The sequence below is a fragment of the Isoptericola sp. Y541 genome (genome assembly GCF_059445465.1).
In genome coordinates, this window is sequence record NZ_JCAIUJ010000004.1 from 220,521 (window position 1) to 236,820 (window position 16,300).

Here is a 16,300-nt window from a genome sequence, read left to right on the forward strand (position 1 = left end):
ACCCCCGGACCGGTGCTCGCGCCACCGGGACCGCGCGAGCGGTGGGGGCAGAGGGGACCTCGAGTGCTCGGCGTGGCACGGACACCGTGTTCCGAGGTGCCCTGCCGGCGGGCGCGAGCCGCGGGTGGCGCACCGAGCGAGCACGCAGGAGTCCGCATGACCACGCAGGAGTCGTTCAAGAAACGCGTCCGCGCCCGCATGACCACCACCGGCGAGAAATACGGCGCCGCCCGCCGTGCCCTGATCGACGCGGCCACGCCGCGCGACGCCGCGCCCTCCGGAACCTCCCGGCGCCCCTGGGTCTCCGAGCCCGACGTGTCCGGCGACGCGATCCGCGAGAACACCGGCCACGGCTGGGACGAGTGGGTAGAGCTCGTCGACGCCGGCCCCGGCCGCGCCGCCGGCCACACGGCGATCGCCGCCTGGGTGGCCGCCCACCACGACGTGCCGGGGTGGTGGGCGCAGTCCGTCACCGTCGGCTACGAGCGCATCACCGGCCTGCGCGTGCCGGGCCAGCGCCCGGACGGCACGTTCTCCGTCAGCCGGTCGCGCCTGCTCGACCTCGACGCCGACGCCCTGCGCGCGCTCCTCCTCGACGACGCCGACCGCGCCGACCTCGTGCCCGGGCTCACGCTGACGCTGCGCTCGCGCCCGGGGACGAAGGTCCCCCGGTTCGCGGTGGCCGACGCCGACGGGCCGCGTGGCCTGCTCCTCGTGGCCCTGGAGCCGGCGGGCGGGCAGCTGCGGGTCTCGGCGACGCACGAGCAGATCGCGTCGGCCGCCGAGGCCGAGCACTGGAAGGCCTTCTGGGGCGAGTGGCTGGAGGCGCTGGCGGGGTCATGACGGAGCGTCGGCCCCGCCGGCGTACGCCGCGACCAGCTCGGCGCCCAGCCGGGCGAGCTCCGCGCGCACGGCCGGCGGGCCGAGGACCTCGGCCTGGGCGCCCCAGCCCGCCAGGTGGCGGGCGACGTCGAGCGGGGTGGGCGCGCCGACGCGCACCCGCGCGCGGCTGCCGTCCGCCCTGTGCCCGGACTCCTCAACGGACCCGGACTCCTCGACGGACCCGGACTCCTCGACGTGCGTGTGCCGCCCGAACTGCGCGCGCAGCACGCCGACGTGCTCCGCGGCCACGAGCACGGTCGCCCACGTGGCGGAACGCCGCTCCTCGACCTCGCCGACCACCCGCTCCCACTGGGCGGTCAGGTCGAGGTCGTCGGGGACGGACGACGGCTCGTCGGTCACCTCCAGGTTGTCGACGCGGTCCACGCGGTAGGTGCGCGGCCCTCGGTCCGTCCCGGCGACGAGGTACCAGACGCCGTCCTTGTCGACGAGACCCCAGGGGTCGACGTCGCGCCGGGACGGGCGCCCGGTCGCGCCCGTGTAGTCGATCCGCGCGCGCCGGCGCTCGACGACGGCGCGCTGCAGCACGTCCACCGCCGGCGGGCGCTCGCGCCCGGTCGTGCTCCAGCGCTCCCGGTCGACCACGACGGCGGAGGCGGCCGCCTCGGCCTCGGCGTGGAAGGTCGCGGGCAGGGCGCGCACGAGCTTGCGCAGCGCCGCCCGCGCGTCGTCGGACGACGACGCCCCCGGCCCGGCCAGCAGGAACAGCGCGCGGGCCTCGGGAGCCGTGAGCCCGCTCAGGTCCGTCCGCGACCCGCCCACCAGCGACCAGCCCCCGCCGCGCCCCGGCTGGGGGTAGACGGGCACGCCCGCGGCGGACAGCGCCTCGAGGTCGCGACGCGCGGTGGCGACCGAGACCTCGAGGGCGTCGGCCAGCTCGGCCGCCGTCACGCGGGGGCGGGACTGCAGGTGGAGCAGGACCTGGATGAGCCGGTCGGCACGCATGCTCGAAGCCTGGCAGGAAAAGTAGTCAGTAGGTGAGCACTTTGGCGGCCACGATGGGTTTCAGCAGGCGCCGCCGGCGCCACGAACGAGAGGGACCACCATGCTGCGCGGACTCACCACCATCACCTACCTCGCCGACGACGTCGCGGCCGCCCGCGACTGGTATGCCGAGGTGCTGGGCACCGACGCCTACTTCGCCCGCGAGGCCGACGGCGCCCTCGCCTACGCCGAGTTCCGCATCGGCGACTACCAGCACGAGCTCGGTCTCATGGACCTACGGTTCGCCCCGCCCCAGCCCGACGGCGCGGCGGGCGCAATCGCGTACTGGGCGGTCGACGACGTCCGGGCGGCCCACGACCGGCTGCTCGCGCTCGGCGCCGCCGAGCACATGCCGCCGGTCGAGCGCGGCCCCGGGTTCGTCACCGCGTCCGTCGTCGACCCGTTCGGCAACGTGCTCGGCGTGATGGAGAACGCGCACTACGACGAGGTGCTCGCGTCCCTGCGCAGCTGAGCGGCTGCGCAGCCGAGCGGCCGGTCAGGCGCGGGCAGCTCCCTGGTCCACGCGGACCGTCCGACCGGTCCGCACCGACTCCTGTGCGGCAACGACGATCTGCAGGGTCCGCAGCCCGGACGCGCCGTCCGGTTGGGGCGTCGTCCCCGAGCGCACGGCATCGAGGAAGTGCCCCAGCATCGCGCTGTCGACGTCGCTCCCGAAGCCGACCCACGCCGCGCCCTGCCGGGTCGTCCCGCCCAGGTGCGCCCCGAACGGCTCGATCTCCCCCGCCCCGTCGGTGCCCGTGACCCGGAGCTTGAGCCCGCCCCAGGTCGGCGCCCCGTCAGGTTGGCTCCACGAACAGTCCACCGCCACGACGACGCCCGACGGGTAGGTCACGTCGACAACGCCCCCGGTCTCCGCACGCACCTCCTCGCTGTCCGCGTGCAGGATCCGGTTGGTCGCCGCACGAACGGTGAGCGCAGGCTCCCCGAGCAGGACGTCGACGAGGTCCGCGACGTGGACGACGTGGTCGACGAGGGCTCCGCCGCCCGCGAGCTCCGGGTCGACGAACCATGGCCGACCGGACGGCCGCTTGCCGTTGTTGGCGCCCGCGATGCCCAGGACCTCGCCGAGCGCGCCGGCGCGCACGAGCTCGCGGAGGGTCGCGAACTCGGGACTGAACCGGACCGGGTAGGCGACCATGAGCGAGACGCCGGCGACATCGCATGCGTCGACCATCGCCCGCCCGTCGGCCATCGTGGTCGCGAGCGGCTTCTCGCACAGCACGTGCGCGCCGGCACGCGCCGCCTGCTCGACGAGCGGGCGGTGGCGGGCGTTCTCCGAGCAGACCACGACCGCGTCGGGGCCCCAGGCGAATACCTCCTCGTAGCTGTCGAGGTAGCGCACCCCGTACCGCTCGGCGAGCGGGCGGCCGCGGTCGCCGTCCTCGGGCGCGCCGTCCGGGTCGCTGGTGACGAGCTCCACGCCCGGCCACGCGGCCAGCAGCGAGAGGTAGCCCTCGGCATGAGTGTGCGCGAACGACAGCACCGCGACCTTGAGGTCACCTCCGGCCGGGGCCGCGCTCATGCCGCACCCCCCTGTGTCGCCGCGTCGCCGGAAAGCTCGCGCACGCGCGCGGCGGTGTCGAGCGTCACCGGCTCGCTCGAGGCGAGCGAGGCGAGGCCGGCCGACGCGATCTCGACCGCGATCGCGCCGTCGACCGCGCTCACCCGTGGCGGCGGCCCGCCGTCGATCGCCGCTGCCAGTTCACGGATCTGCGTGAGGTACGGGCTCTCCGGCCCGTCCGTGGGCGGGCGCATCTCGCCCCCTACCCCCTGGCCGAGGTCGAGGCGCACCGCGGGCTGCTCCGCGGAATCGAACCGCAGCACGCCGTCGTCGCCCGCGATGTCGAACGTCGTCCGGAACGACAGGTGCGGCGGGCCCCAGACGCCCGCGACGTGGCTGATCGCCCCATCCTCGTGGGTCAGCGTCACATGGGCGGTCTGCCGTGTGTCGGGGCCATCGCCGATGGTGCGCTGCGTCGCGTAGACCTCGACCACCTCGCCCGCGAGCCAGCGCGCGACGTCGAGGTCGTGGATCATCTGGTCCATCACGATGCCGCCCGACTGACCGAAGTCCGCGAACCACGGCGACCACGACGGGAAGACCCCGCTGCGGGTCAGGCGCAGGACGGCGAGCCTGCCCACACGCCCGGCGCGGACCGCGCGGTGCAGTGCGGCGTACTGGGGGAAGAACCGCACCACGTGCGCGGGGTACAGGTGCCGGCCGGCGCGCGCGGCGGCCCGCACGAGCTCCGCCGCCTGCTCGCCGGTACGGGCCATCGGCTTCTCGCACACGACGTCCTTGCCGGCCTCGAGCGCGCGCAGGGCGTACCCGTGGTGCGACGGTGTCGGCACCAGGACGTCGACCGTGTCGACCTGGTCGAGCAGGTGGTCGAACGAGGCGGCGACGCCGGCGCCGTGCGCGGCGGCGAGCCGCTCGGCGCCGTCCGCGCTGTGGACGATCATCCGGACGCCGAGCGCGGACCAGGCCGCGGCGTGCTCGACCGCGATCCCTCCGGCCCCGACGAGTCCGACGGTGGTGGGCATGGAAGTCTCCTCAGTCGTTGCGGGGCCGACGGGCCGTGGCGGCAGCCGCGACCATCCGGCGGGTGATGCGCTCCGGGTCGGTCACAGCCGACCCGACGACGACGGCGTGCGCTCCGGCCTCGAACGCGGCGGCCACGGTCGCGGGGTCCCAGACCCCGCCCTCGACGATCACGGGGACGGGTATCGTCCGCGCGAGCCGGGCGGCGAGGTCGAGGTCGGGCGGCACCACGTGCCGGGTCTGCGTGGTGTAGCCGGCCAGGGTGGTCGCGACGAGGTCGGCGCCGTCCTCGACGGCCTCGACGGCCTCGTCGTAGGTGGCACAGTCCGCGAGCACCACCGCCCCCCGCGCGTGGCAGGCGGCGACGATCTCGTCGAAGGGCTCCGCGGGCCGGGACGTCCGCGCGGACTGCACGGCGACGATGTCGGCCCCCGCCTCGGCGAGCGCCACGGCCTCGGCCACGGACGGGGTGATGTAGACCTCGCTGCCGGGGGTGTGGCGCTTGGTGATCCCCACCAACGGCAGGGCGGTCTGCCGGCGCAGCAGGGCGACGACCTGCGGGGAGGCGACCCGGAAGCCGCGCGCGCCGCCGAGCTCGGCGGCACGCGCGAGCCGGACCAGCGTGGCGGCGTCGTCGAGCGGGCCCCCGGCGCGGTGCGTCTGCGCCGAGACCACCAGGCCGCCCGCCAGCGCGCGTACCGCGTCCGGCCGCGCGGGTCCGACGGTGTCGGCGATCGAGGTAGGGGGGATGGAAGTCATCAGGTTGGTATATACCAACCTGGGGGCCCCCCACCAATCGGATCGCGCTCCAAGGGCGGTTCCGGGCCGTAGTTGACAGATTGGTCTATACCGCTAATGTTCAACCGAGTTCGATCACGAACTCCTCGGGACGATGAAGCGGAGGACCAGATGCGTGGACGAAGGCGACACGTCGCGGCCGTAGTAGCGGGGGCGGCGCTGCTGTCGCTCACCGGGTGCGGGCTCTCGGGCACCGCCGGGGCCGACGACGACACGGCCAGCACCGACGGCGAGATCACCGGCGAGGTGACGCTGCAGACCTGGAGCCTCAAGTCGGGCTTCTCCGACTACCTCGAGGGCGTGATCGCAGACTTCGAGGCGGAGTATCCCGGCACGTCGGTGAAGTGGATCGACCAGCCCGGCGAGGGCTACGAGGACAAGCTCCTCGCCCAGGCCAGCGCGGGCGAGCTGCCGGACGTCACCAACACGACGCCCACGTTCGCCTACCAGCTTGCGAGCCTCGGGCTCCTGCAGGACGTGTCGGCCGCGGACGAGGAGCTGGGCTCCACCTACGTGGACGGCGCCGTGGCAGGGTTCGAGTTCCCGGGGGTCGACGGCACCTTCGCCTACCCGTGGTACCTCACCACCGAGGTCAACTACTGGAACACCGACGCCCTGGCCGAGGCCGGCGTCGACGCCGCCGACCTGCCCACCGACCTCGACGGGCTCTTCGACGCCGCCCGCGAGCTCAAGAAGGCGAACGGCGGCGACACCTACCTGCTGAGCATGAAGCCCACCACCAAGGACCTCGCGTCCCAGGGTGTGCCGATCATGAACGACGAGGGCACCGAGTTCGTCTTCAACACGGACGAGGCGGTCGAGCTCCTCGACCGGTACCGCGCGGCGTACGCCGACGGCCTGCTCCCCGAGGCCGTCCTCACCGACAAGCTCGGCAACAGCAACGAGATCTTCACCAAGGGCACGGCGGCCTGGACCTCCGGCGGCGGCAACTTCATCGCCGGCGCGGTCGAGAACAACCCGTCGCTCGACGGCAAGATCGCGGCCACCCCGCACTTCGGCACCGCGCCCCTCGACGTCCAGGGCGTCTCCGTGCCGACGACGTCGAAGAACCTGCCGACCGCCATCGCGCTCGCCCGATTCCTGACCAACGCCGAGAACCAGGAAGCCTTCGCCGACCTCGTCCCCGGGATCTTCCCGTCGACGGCCTCGTCCCAGGGCTCCTTCGACGCGTCCGACGGCACGGACCTCGGCGACGCCACGGAGCTCGCGTTCGCCGGCCTCGAGACCGCCCAGGTGCTCGAGCCGCCGCAGCGCGACGCGGCCATGTCGACGATCATCGACCAGCAGATCTCCGCCGCCGTCACAGGGCAGAAGACGTCGCGCGAGGCCCTCGACCACGCCGTCGAGAAGTGCAACGCGATGCTTCCCCAGGAGTGATCAACCCCGGGCGCCGCGTCCTGGACGCGGCGCCCGGGCCCCGATCGAGGAGACCCCATGAGCACCACCACCGGGACCCCGGCGCCCTCGCGCGTCCCGTCCCCCGGCGCGGACGCCGCCCCCGCTCCCGCAGGACGACGCCGCGGCCGGGCTCCCGGAACGCACGGGCAGACCCGGAGCCACCGCTGGTTCACGCCGTGGCTCTTCCTGCTCCCCGCGCTCTTCTTCCTGTGCGTCTTCAACGTCGCGCCGGCGGCCAACATCGTCATGCTGTCGTTCACGAACGCCAAGATGCTCTCCGGCGGCACGTTCACCGGGCTCGACAACTACGGGCAGATGCTGCAGGACGACCAGCTGGGCGTCGCGCTGATCAACATCGCGGTCTACCTCGTCGTGTGCCTGCCGCTGCTGCTGTTCCTCCCGCTGCTGATCGCGCTCCTCGTGGAGAAGAAGATCCCCGGGATCGGCTTCTTCCGCACCATGTTCTACACGCCGGTCGTCGCCTCGGCGGTCGTGGTCGGCCTCATCTGGAGCTGGCTGCTCGACGAGCGCGGCGCGATCAACGGCATCGCCCAGAACCTGGGCTTCATCACCGAGGCGATCCCGTTCCTCACCGATCGCTGGCTGCTGCTCTTCAGCGCCATCAGCCTGACGGTCTGGAAGGGCCTCGGCTACTACATGATCATCTACGTCTCGGCGCTCGGGAGCGTCCCGCGGGAGCTGCACGAGGCGGCGGCCATGGACGGCGCGGGCACGCGGCGCCGGTTCTGGGCGGTGACCGTGCCCAGCATCCGCAACACGATGTTCCTCATCGGCGTCCTCATCACGATCGGCGCGCTGCGGGTGTTCTCGGAGCTCTACGTGCTCGGCGGGTCGGGCGGCGGCCCCGGCGGCGAGGACGTGTCCGTCGTGATGCTGATCCAGATGTACACGCGCGGCTTCAACGGGAACCTCGGCTACGCGTCGTCCCTGTCGGTGCTGCTGTTCTTCATCACCCTGATCCCCCTGATCGTGACCGCACGCCTGCAGAAGAAGGCCGACTGATGGCAACGACGCTCGAGACCCCGAACGCACCGGCCCCGGCGCCCCGGCGGCGGCGCGCCCGCGGCGGCTTCGCCCCGGACTCCGTGGGCACCCGCGAGCTGATCGTGCGGTACGCCCTGCTGCTGGTCGTGCTCGTCATCACGGTCGGCCCCTTTCTGTGGCAGCTCTCCACCTCGCTCAAGGGCCCCGCGGACGACGTCTACAGCCGGACGCCGGATCTCATCCCCTCCGACCCGACGCTCGCCAACTACGTCGAGGCCGCCCAGACCGTGCCGATCCTGCGGTTCGCGCTCAACTCGGTGATCGTCGCCGCACTCGTCGTGCTCGGGAACGTCGTCGGCGCCACGATGGCGGGCTACGCGCTCGCACGCCTGAAGTTCCGGGGCCGCGGCCTCGTCGTGGGCGTCATCTTCGGCACGATGCTGCTGCCCGCGGAGGCGACGATCGTCGCCCAGTACCTCACCGTGCGCGACATGGGGCTGGCCGACACGCTCCTCGGCGCCGCGCTGCCCGGCATGGTCGGGATGATCAACATCCTCCTCATGCGGACCGCGTTCCTGTCCGTCCCGAAGGAGCTCGACGAGGCGGCGCTCGTCGACGGCGCGAACGTCTGGCAGCGCTTCTGGCGGATCGCGCTGCCGAACGTCAAGGGCATGATCGCCGTCATCGTGATCTTCGCGTTCGTCGCCGCGTGGGACGACTTCCTGTGGCCCCTGCTCGTGCTCTCGACCCCCGAGAACCTCACGCTCACCGTCGGCCTGCAGTACCTCGCCGGCGCCTTCTCCTCCAACCAGCGCGTGATCTCCGCCGGGACGATGATCGCCTTTTTCCCGGTCGTCCTGTTCTTCCTCCTGCTCCAGCGGCACTTCTTCCGAGGCGTCGCCGCTGGTGCCATCAAGGGCTGACGCCTGCCGTCCTCGCCGCGTGCCGACGACGGCGCGCGGCGGGGTGGTCCAGCCTGCCCCCCACCCAAGGAGAGGTATCCATGCACCCAGCTCGGAGCGCACCCCCGTTCTCCCGCAGGCCGGCCTCCGCGATGCTGCGGACCGTCCTCGCCCTCGGCCTCGCCGTCACCGGCGCCGGCCTCGTCGCCCCGCTCGCGTCCGGCGCCACGTCCGCCGACACGTCCGCCGACACGTCCGCCGACACGCCGGACGCCTCCACCAGCACCGTCGTCACGGCCCCTGACGGGGCGCAGTGGGCGATCGACGGCGACGACGTCGCCCGCGGCGCGGGGATGCTCGTGCGGTACACGCCCGACTACGGCTTCTCGACCTTCACGAACGCGTGGGGCGCGGAGGCTGTCGTCGTCGAGACCTCGACCCCGAACACCTACCGCGTGACCGAGGTGGGCTCCGCCGACACGGGCACGGGCGGCGACCACGACGTCCCGGCCGACGGGTTCGTGCTCAGCGCCGGCCCCGCCGACGAGGACGACGCGGAGCCCGATCCCGTCGAGTTCCTCACCGAGCACGTCGCCGTCGGCGACGAGCTGACGGTCACGCGCCCGACGGCGACCGACGCGAGCAGCGAGCTCAGCGTGGTCGACCCCACCCCCGAGACGAACCCCGAGGGCGCGGAGTTCCCCGGCTACCGGGGCGCCGAGCAGCTCGTCCGGTACACCCCGGCGTTCGGCGCGCAGACCGGCACCAACGCCTACGGCGACGAGCTGACCGTGCAGGACGGCGTCGTCACCGCGCTCGGCTCACAGAACTCCACGATCCCCGCCGACGGGTACGTGCTGAGCGGCAACGGCCTGGCCGCCGACTTCCTCACGGCCAACTCGATCCTCGGCGCCCGCGTCGAGATCACCGGCTCGACCGTGCGCATCCGCAGCGACGTCGGGGTCGTCCTGGACGGCGTCGCCGCGGGCGTCGAGGCCGCGCAGGAGACGGTGGAGTCCCGCTACGACGAGTACGTCGACGGCGACTTCGACTCCGCCCGGGCGAGCCTGGACCAGGCCTCCGACCTCCTCGACCAAGCCCGCGAGGCGCAGGACAGCGACGACCAGGTCGCCCTCTTCTACGCCGACGAGGCCGCCGAGGCGGCCCGCGCCGCGACGACCAGCTCGATGCCGAGCCGCGTCGCCCAGGCGCGCGGCGTCTGGTACCAGGCGTCCGAGACGACCCCCGAGCAGATCCGGGCCACGATCGCGGACATGACCGAGGCCGGCGTCAACGAGCTGTACCTCGAGGTCTTCTACGACGGCTACACCATCTACCCGAGCGACGTCGCCGTCGCCGCCGGGCTGCCGGCCCAGCGCCCGCAGTTCGAGGGCTTCGACCCGCTCGCCGCGTGGAAGGCCGCCGCCGACGACGCCGGGATCTCCCTGCACGGTTGGATCACCGGGCTCGGGGTGGGCAACGACGGCGACGCCGGTGTCGGCGCGATCGGCACCGCGCACCCCGACTGGCTGGCCCAGCCGCAGGACGCGGCGGACTCCGACGAGCCGACGCCGTCGGCCAACGGGTTCTACTGGCTCGACGTCGCCGACGACGAGGCGCGCACGTACCTGCTCGACGTGCTGGCGGAGATGGTCGAGCGCTACGACCTCGCCGGCATCGACCTCGACTACATGCGCTACCAGGAGGCCGAGGAGTGGACCGACACGTTCGGCTACTCCGACGAGTCGCGGGCAGCGTTTGAGGCCGAGCACGGCGTCGACCCCGTCACGCTCACGCCGGACAGCGAGCTCTGGGACACGTGGACGACGTTCGTCGAGGAGCTCGAGAACGCCATGGTGGCTGACGTCTACGACCGGGTGAAGTCCGTCGACGCGGGCGCCGTCGTCTCCGACGCCCCGGAGATGGGCAGCGAGGCCGCGAAGATCGACCAGTGGAGCGACGACCTCGACGTCGTGATCCCGCAGGCCTACTACACGACCAGCCTCGACGCGATCCGTGCCGACGTCGACCGGGTGACGACCGTCATGACCGGCGACCAGCTCGTCTACACCGGGCTCAGCTCGATGATCTCGCGGTTCGGCGCCGACGCGACGGTGGACCAGACCCAGGCCGCGGCCGACCTCGACGCGGGCACCGTGATCTTCTCGTGGGGCCAGGCCGGCTGGTCGCACGTCGCGGCGCTGTCCGCCGGGCCGTGGCGCGGCGAAGCCGTGTCGCCGGGAGAGCACCCCGTGGACGCGGCCCGGGCCGTGCTCGCCGACGCGCGGCAGAAGCTCGCCACCACGTACGTCGACCGTGGCGGCGTCCGGCGGGCCCAGGCGGTCTCGCTGCGGGCCCGCATCGCGGCGGCCGAGAAGCTGCTCGCGGGCGGCAAGGTCACCGACGGCGAGCTGCGCGGCGCCGGCGCCCTCCTCGCGACCCTCACGGAGGACGTCGCGCGCCAGGCGGACGCGGGCCGGATGGACTCCGGGGTCGCCGCGCGCCTCACTGAGGGCCTCGGCGACGCCGGGAGCTACCTGCAGTACGCGCAGCGGAGGCACATGCGATGAGGCACCGCCACGGTCACGCTCGAGCTCGCGGCCACCGGCCTGGTGCGGCTCGGCGCCCGCCTGACCAACGACTCACCATCCTGCACCTCACCCGCACCCCGAAGGAGTCCTGATGATCGACGCGTGGTGGCGACAGGCCGTCGTCTACCAGATCTATCCCCGCAGCTTCGCGGACGGGAACGGGGACGGCATCGGCGACCTCACCGGTATCCTGTCGCGCGTGCCGTACCTGACGTCGCTGGGGATCGACGCGGTCTGGCTCAGCCCGTTCTACCCGTCCGCCCTGGCCGACGGCGGCTACGACGTCGACGACTACCGGGACATCGACCCCCGGATCGGCACCCTGGAGCAGTTCGACGAGCTCGTCGGGCGGCTGCACGCGGCTGGCATCAAGGTCGTCGTGGACCTCGTGCCCAACCACTCGGGCAGCCGGCACGAGGCGTTCGTCGCGGCCCTGGCCGCCGAGCCCGGCTCCCCCGAGCGCGAGCTGTACCTCTTCCGCGACGGGCAGGGCGAGCACGGCGAGCTGCCGCCGGCCGACTGGAAGTCCCTCATGGGCGAGCCCGCGTGGACCCGGGTCGACGACGGCCAGTGGTACCTGCACCTGTTCACGCACGAGCAGCCCGACTGGAACTGGGCGAACCCCGCCGTGCACGAGGACTTCGAGAAGACGCTGCGGTTCTGGGGCGACCGGGGCGTCGACGGGTTCCGCGTGGACGTCGCGAACGCCCTGACCAAGCACCTCCCGGACGAGCTGCCCACACAGGCCGAGATCGACGCGCCGGGAACCTTCCCCGCCGGCGAGCACCCGCTGTGGGACCGCGACGACCTGCAGGACGTGTATGCCGAGTGGCGCACCGTCTTCGACACCTACGAGCCCCCGCTCATGGCCGTCGCGGAGGCGTGGGTCGCCCCCGAGCGCCGGGCGCTGTACACCACCGGGAAGGGGCTCGACCAGGCGTTCAACTTCGACCTGCTGCGCTCCCCGTGGGACCCCGAGAAGTTCCGTGCCGTGATCCGCGACAACCTCGAGCTCGCGGCCCAGACGGGCGCGCCGAGCACGTGGGTGCTGTCCAACCACGACGTCGTGCGGCACGCCACCCGCTACGGCCTCGTCGGCGAGGGCGACGAGAACGACTGGCTGCTCAGCGGGTGCACCTCGCCGGTCGAGGACCGCACGCTGGGACTGCGCCGGGCCCGCGCGGCGACGATGCTGATGCTCGCGCTGCCGGGGTCGTCGTACCTGTACCAGGGCGAGGAGCTCGGCCTGGCCGAGGTCGGCGACCTGGCGGACCACGAGCGGCAGGACCCGGTGTTCCACCGCAAGGGCGGGGCCGAGATCGGCCGCGACGGCTGCCGCGTGCCGCTGCCGTGGACCACGGAAGGTCCCTCGCTCGGGTTCGGCGACGCCGCGCCGCACCTGCCGCAGCCCGCCTGGTTCGCGGGCTACGCCGTCTCCGGCCAGGAGGAGGATGAGGCGTCGACGCTCGCCCTGTACCGCCGGGCGCTGCGGCTGCGCCGCAAGCTCCAGGCCGCGGAGCGGCTCGAGTGGCTCGACGCCCCCGAGTCCGTCGTGGCGTTCGCCCGCCCGGGCGGCTGGGCGTCGTTCACCCACTTCGGCGACGAGCCCGCCCAGCTGCCACCTGGGCGGGTGCTGCTCTCGAGCGACCCCGCCGCTACCGACACCGGCACCCTCGCGCCGAACACCACCGTGTGGCTCGAGCTGACCGGCGACGCGCCGTCGACCGGTGCCGATCGCACGAACCGCTGACCCGTCGAACGACAGGAAGTCCCCATGCAGATCGCCTGGCTCCCGCTCGACGAGCGCCCGGTCAACGTCCGGCTGGTGGCGGACGTCGCCGCCGTCGCCGGTGCCCGGGTCGTCGTCCCGCCCGCGAGCGCGCTGCCGCGCATGCGCGCCCCCGGCGACGTCGACGCCCTCGCGGCGTGGCTCCGCGAGGCCGGGGCGTCGCCCGACGTCGACGCGGTCGCCGTCTCGCTCGAGATGCTCCTGTACGGCGGGCTCATCGCCTCCCGCACCAGCACCGACGGCGCCGCCGCCACGCTGGCACGCCTCGACGTGCTGCGCGAGCTGCGGGCGCAGCGACCGGCCCGACCCGTGTCGGCCGTGACCGTCGTCATGCGGGCGAGCGACTCGTACCTCGCGGACGAGGAGCCCGCCTACTGGGCGCAGCACGGCCGCGACCTGCACGCCCTGGGCGCCGACCTGCACCGCCGGTTCCTCGCGGACCAGGCCCTGCCGGACGTCACGCCCCCGGGCGGCACGCCCTCGGCGCACGGCGGGGACGCGATCCCGGACGACGTCCGCCGGGACTTCCTGCTGCGCCGGCTGCGCAACCACACGGCCGGGCTCGCCGCGATCGGGCTCGCGGCCGAGGGCGTCGTCGAACCCCTGCTCGTCACGGCGGACGACACCGCCCTGCGCTCGGCGGGCTCGCTCGAACAGGTGTGGCTCGGCCAGTGGACGAGCGCGCTCGGCGCCGGGGACGCGATCCGCATGTACGCCGGCGCCGACGAGGTGGGCGCCGTCCTGGTCGCGCGCGCCTTGGGCGAGCTCGACCCGCGGCCCGTCGGTATCCGGGTCGTGTGCGCCGCCCCGGACGGCCTGGCCCGCACCCCCCTGTACGAGAACGCACCCGTAGGCCGCGGCGCCGACGCGCAGGTCCGCGCGTCGGGCAGCCACGTCGCCACGGGCGACCAGCGCGCGGACGCCGTGCTCGTGGTCCACGCCCCCGACCTGGCGCAGGGCGACTGGCGCCGCCGGGTCCCGGACCTCGACGCGCCGAACCTCGACGCACCGGATCACGACACGCCCGGCGGGGCCGCGCGAGCCACCCTGGACGCGGTGCGGGCAGCCCTCGACTCGGGCCTGGACGTCGGCCTCGCCGACGTCCGGTACGCCAACGGCGCCGACCCGGTGCTCCTCGAGCTGCTGCGCGAGGCGGACCTGCTCACCGAGATCGCGGCGTACGGCGGGTGGAACACCGCCGGGAACACGATCGGGTCGGTCGTCGCCGCGCTGCGGGCGACCGTCGTCGGGAAGCGTGCCGGCACGTTCGACGCCGAGGCCGCGCGGCGGCTCGTGGTGCACCGGGTGCTCGAGGACTGGGGGTACCAGGCCGTCGTCCGGACGGCGCTCGCCGCACGGTCCGACGTCGCCGCGCCCGAGCAGGACGAGCAGGCCGAGGCCCGGTACGTCGACCTCGTCCGCCACGAGCTCCAGGCCATGGCCGACGCCACGTTCCCGGGCGTGCGGCTCGAGTCCGTCCACCTGCCGTGGCACCGGACGTTCGAGGTCGACTTCGACGTGCGCCTGCCGCGGGCCGAGGGCCCACGAGGCGAGACGGGCACCAAGACGGGCACTAAGACGGGCACCGAGACGGACACCGCGTGACGCGGGTGGCGATCGGCGTCGACGTCGGCGGCACCAAGACCGCGGCCGCGGTGGTCGACGCGGCGGGCACGGTGCTCCGCTCCGCGGTCGTCGCGACGCCCGCGGAGCGCGGTGCGGAGGCGGTCGTCGGCGCCGCGGGCGCCCTCGCGCGCGACCTTGCCGCCTGGGCCGGCGAGCAGGGCGCCGACGTCGTGGGCTGCGGCGCGGGCGTCGCGGGCGTGGTCGACCGCCGCGGGGTGGTGACCTCGGCGACGGACAGCCTGCCCGGCTGGGTCGGGACGCCCGTCGCCGACCGCCTGCGCGACGCGACGGGCCTGCCGACGCGGGTCGTCAACGACGTGCACGCCCTCGCGCTCGGCGAGGCGCGCGTGGGGGCGGCGCGGGGCGCCGCGAGCGCCCTCGTGGTCGCTGTCGGGACCGGTGTCGGCGGCGCGTACGTCCGCGACGCGCAGCTGGTCGTGGGCCGCACCGGCACGGCCGGCTCCATCGGGCACCTGCCCGTCGGGCTCGGCGAGGGCCGGGCCTGCCCGTGCGGCGCGGCCGACCACCTCGAGGCCTACGCCTCGGGCCCGGCGATCGTGGCGCGCGTGCGCGAGCGCGGCGGGGATCCGCGCGACCTGCGCGACGTCGTGGCCGCCGCCCGGGCCGGCGACCCCGTGGCCGCTGCGGTGCTCGCCGAGGCGGGCACCCTGCTCGGGCTCGGCGTGGCCGGCCTGCTCAACGTCCTCGACGTCGACGTCGTGGTGCTCGGCGGCGGCGTCCTGCACGCGGGCGACCTGGTCACCGGCCCCCTCGAGCGCGCCGTCGCCGCCCACGCGCTCCCCGGCCCGGGCACCGCCACGATCACGGTCTCGACGAGCCTGGCGCACGGCAACGTCGTGGGCGCCGCGTCGCTCTGGACCGCCGACGGCCCGGCCGGCGAGGACGGTACGCGCTACGCGGCCCCACCTCCTATCCTCGCCTCATGACGCCCGACGCCGCCGTCCCGAGCGCGCCACGACGACCGAAGTACGTCGAGATCAAGGACTCGCTGCTGCGGACGTACATCGACGACAAGCCGGCGGGCAGCCCGCTGCCTCCCGAGCGCGCGCTCGCGCGGGACTTCGACGTCACCCGGCCGACGGTGCGGCGCGCGATCGACGAGCTCGAGTCGGACGGCATCGTCTATCGCGTCCAGGGCGGCGGCACGTACTCACTCGGCCCGTCGATCGCCAAGTCGCTCCGGCTGACGTCGTTCAGCGAGGACATCCGGGCCCGTGGGCGGGTGCCGAGCTCGGAGCTGCTCGACGTCAGCGTCCGGCCCGCCGGCGAGGCGTCCGGCCGGAGCCTGCGCGTGAGCCCCAGCGACCTCGTCACGGTCGTCTCGCGGCTGCGCAAGGCCGACGGCGAGCCGATGTGCATCGAGACGGGCACGCTCCCCGCGGACCGGGTCCCGGGGCTCGAGCAGCACGACCTCACCGGCTCGCTCTACGCGATCCTCGAGCAGGACTACGGCATCGTGGCGAGCCGCGCCGAGCAGACGATCGAGGCGACCGTGCTCGACGGCACGGCGGCGGACCTGCTCACCGTCGCGCCGTTCTCCGCGGCGCTCCGCGCCAGCCGCACGTCGTTCGACCTGCACGGGCGGCCCGTCGAGCATGCGGTCTCGACCTACCGGGCCGACCGCTACTCGCTGCGCTTCGCCGTCCGCCGCGACTAGCGCTGGGGCGCCATGGCTGTTCCGTGCTTGGATCGATCGACCCGA

At 74.0% G+C, this 16,300-nt stretch carries 14 protein-coding genes; 10 read left to right on the top strand and 4 right to left on the bottom strand.

The features are described 5' to 3' along the window. Positions 1-156: 156 nt before the first annotated feature. Complete coding sequence (locus tag AC1C2V_RS11235) at positions 157-843, top strand: DUF4287 domain-containing protein (protein ID WP_495389696.1); 687 nt, start codon at positions 157-159, stop codon at positions 841-843. On the opposite strand, the gene AC1C2V_RS11240 is transcribed toward AC1C2V_RS11235, so the two are convergent. Next, positions 838-1,845 (bottom strand): helix-turn-helix transcriptional regulator, encoded by a 1,008-nt coding sequence (locus AC1C2V_RS11240; RefSeq protein WP_495389697.1) that lies wholly within the window; start codon positions 1,843-1,845, stop codon positions 838-840. The genes AC1C2V_RS11235 and AC1C2V_RS11240 overlap by 6 nt on opposite strands. A 100-nt stretch (positions 1,846-1,945) precedes the next feature. Between AC1C2V_RS11240 and AC1C2V_RS11245 the strand changes: the two genes are divergently transcribed. Continuing rightward, positions 1,946-2,356 carry a VOC family protein gene (locus AC1C2V_RS11245; protein WP_495389698.1) on the top strand — a complete coding sequence of 137 codons (411 nt, stop codon included), beginning with the start codon at positions 1,946-1,948 and terminating at the stop codon, positions 2,354-2,356. Between the two features lie 24 nt (positions 2,357-2,380). Here the strand turns inward: AC1C2V_RS11245 and AC1C2V_RS11250 are convergent, their stop codons facing one another. From AC1C2V_RS11250 to AC1C2V_RS11260, 3 genes are read right to left on the bottom strand one after another with little or no spacing between them, the layout of a single operon-like run. Then, positions 2,381-3,427: a Gfo/Idh/MocA family protein gene (locus tag AC1C2V_RS11250; RefSeq protein WP_495389699.1), complete on the bottom strand. Its 1,047-nt coding sequence runs from the start codon at positions 3,425-3,427 to the stop codon at positions 2,381-2,383. Further along, a complete protein-coding gene (locus tag AC1C2V_RS11255) occupies positions 3,424-4,449 on the bottom strand; it encodes a Gfo/Idh/MocA family protein (protein WP_495389700.1) in 1,026 nt (341 codons plus the stop codon). Before AC1C2V_RS11255 ends, AC1C2V_RS11250 begins: the two co-directional genes overlap by 4 nt. A gap of 10 nt (positions 4,450-4,459) precedes the next feature. Then, on the bottom strand, positions 4,460-5,206 hold the full coding sequence (locus AC1C2V_RS11260; protein WP_495389701.1) for an N-acetylmannosamine-6-phosphate 2-epimerase: 747 nt from the start codon (positions 5,204-5,206) through the stop codon (positions 4,460-4,462). Positions 5,207-5,356: 150 nt separating this feature from the next. Here AC1C2V_RS11260 and AC1C2V_RS11265 point away from each other — a divergent pair, with 150 nt between their 5' ends. The 8 genes from AC1C2V_RS11265 (at position 5,357) to AC1C2V_RS11300 (ending at position 16,255) form a co-directional block, all read left to right on the top strand. Further along, positions 5,357-6,643 (top strand): ABC transporter substrate-binding protein, encoded by a 1,287-nt coding sequence (locus AC1C2V_RS11265; RefSeq protein ID WP_495389702.1) that lies wholly within the window; start codon positions 5,357-5,359, stop codon positions 6,641-6,643. A 57-nt stretch (positions 6,644-6,700) separates the two neighbouring features. Beyond that, positions 6,701-7,687 (top strand): carbohydrate ABC transporter permease, encoded by a 987-nt coding sequence (locus AC1C2V_RS11270; protein ID WP_495389703.1) that lies wholly within the window; start codon positions 6,701-6,703, stop codon positions 7,685-7,687. Continuing rightward, positions 7,687-8,592 (top strand): carbohydrate ABC transporter permease, encoded by a 906-nt coding sequence (locus tag AC1C2V_RS11275; RefSeq protein ID WP_495389704.1) that lies wholly within the window; start codon positions 7,687-7,689, stop codon positions 8,590-8,592. The genes AC1C2V_RS11270 and AC1C2V_RS11275 overlap by 1 nt, the downstream gene beginning before the upstream one ends. 80 nt (positions 8,593-8,672) lie before the next feature. Continuing rightward, entirely contained in the window at positions 8,673-11,141 is a 2,469-nt protein-coding gene (locus AC1C2V_RS11280; protein WP_495389705.1) for a glycoside hydrolase family 10-like protein, read from the top strand. Positions 11,142-11,253: 112 nt separating this feature from the next. Continuing rightward, positions 11,254-12,912: a glycoside hydrolase family 13 protein gene (locus AC1C2V_RS11285; RefSeq protein ID WP_495389706.1), complete on the top strand. Its 1,659-nt coding sequence runs from the start codon at positions 11,254-11,256 to the stop codon at positions 12,910-12,912. A 24-nt stretch (positions 12,913-12,936) separates the two neighbouring features. Then, the gene (locus AC1C2V_RS11290; protein ID WP_495389707.1) at positions 12,937-14,556 is read left to right on the top strand and encodes a DUF4127 family protein; all 1,620 of its coding nucleotides are present in this window, start codon (positions 12,937-12,939) and stop codon (positions 14,554-14,556) included. Continuing rightward, positions 14,553-15,524 (top strand): ROK family protein, encoded by a 972-nt coding sequence (locus AC1C2V_RS11295; protein WP_495389708.1) that lies wholly within the window; start codon positions 14,553-14,555, stop codon positions 15,522-15,524. The genes AC1C2V_RS11290 and AC1C2V_RS11295 overlap by 4 nt, the downstream gene beginning before the upstream one ends. Then, on the top strand, positions 15,521-16,255 hold the full coding sequence (locus AC1C2V_RS11300; protein ID WP_495389709.1) for a GntR family transcriptional regulator: 735 nt from the start codon (positions 15,521-15,523) through the stop codon (positions 16,253-16,255). Before AC1C2V_RS11295 ends, AC1C2V_RS11300 begins: the two co-directional genes overlap by 4 nt. The last annotated feature ends 45 nt before the right edge of the window (positions 16,256-16,300 follow it).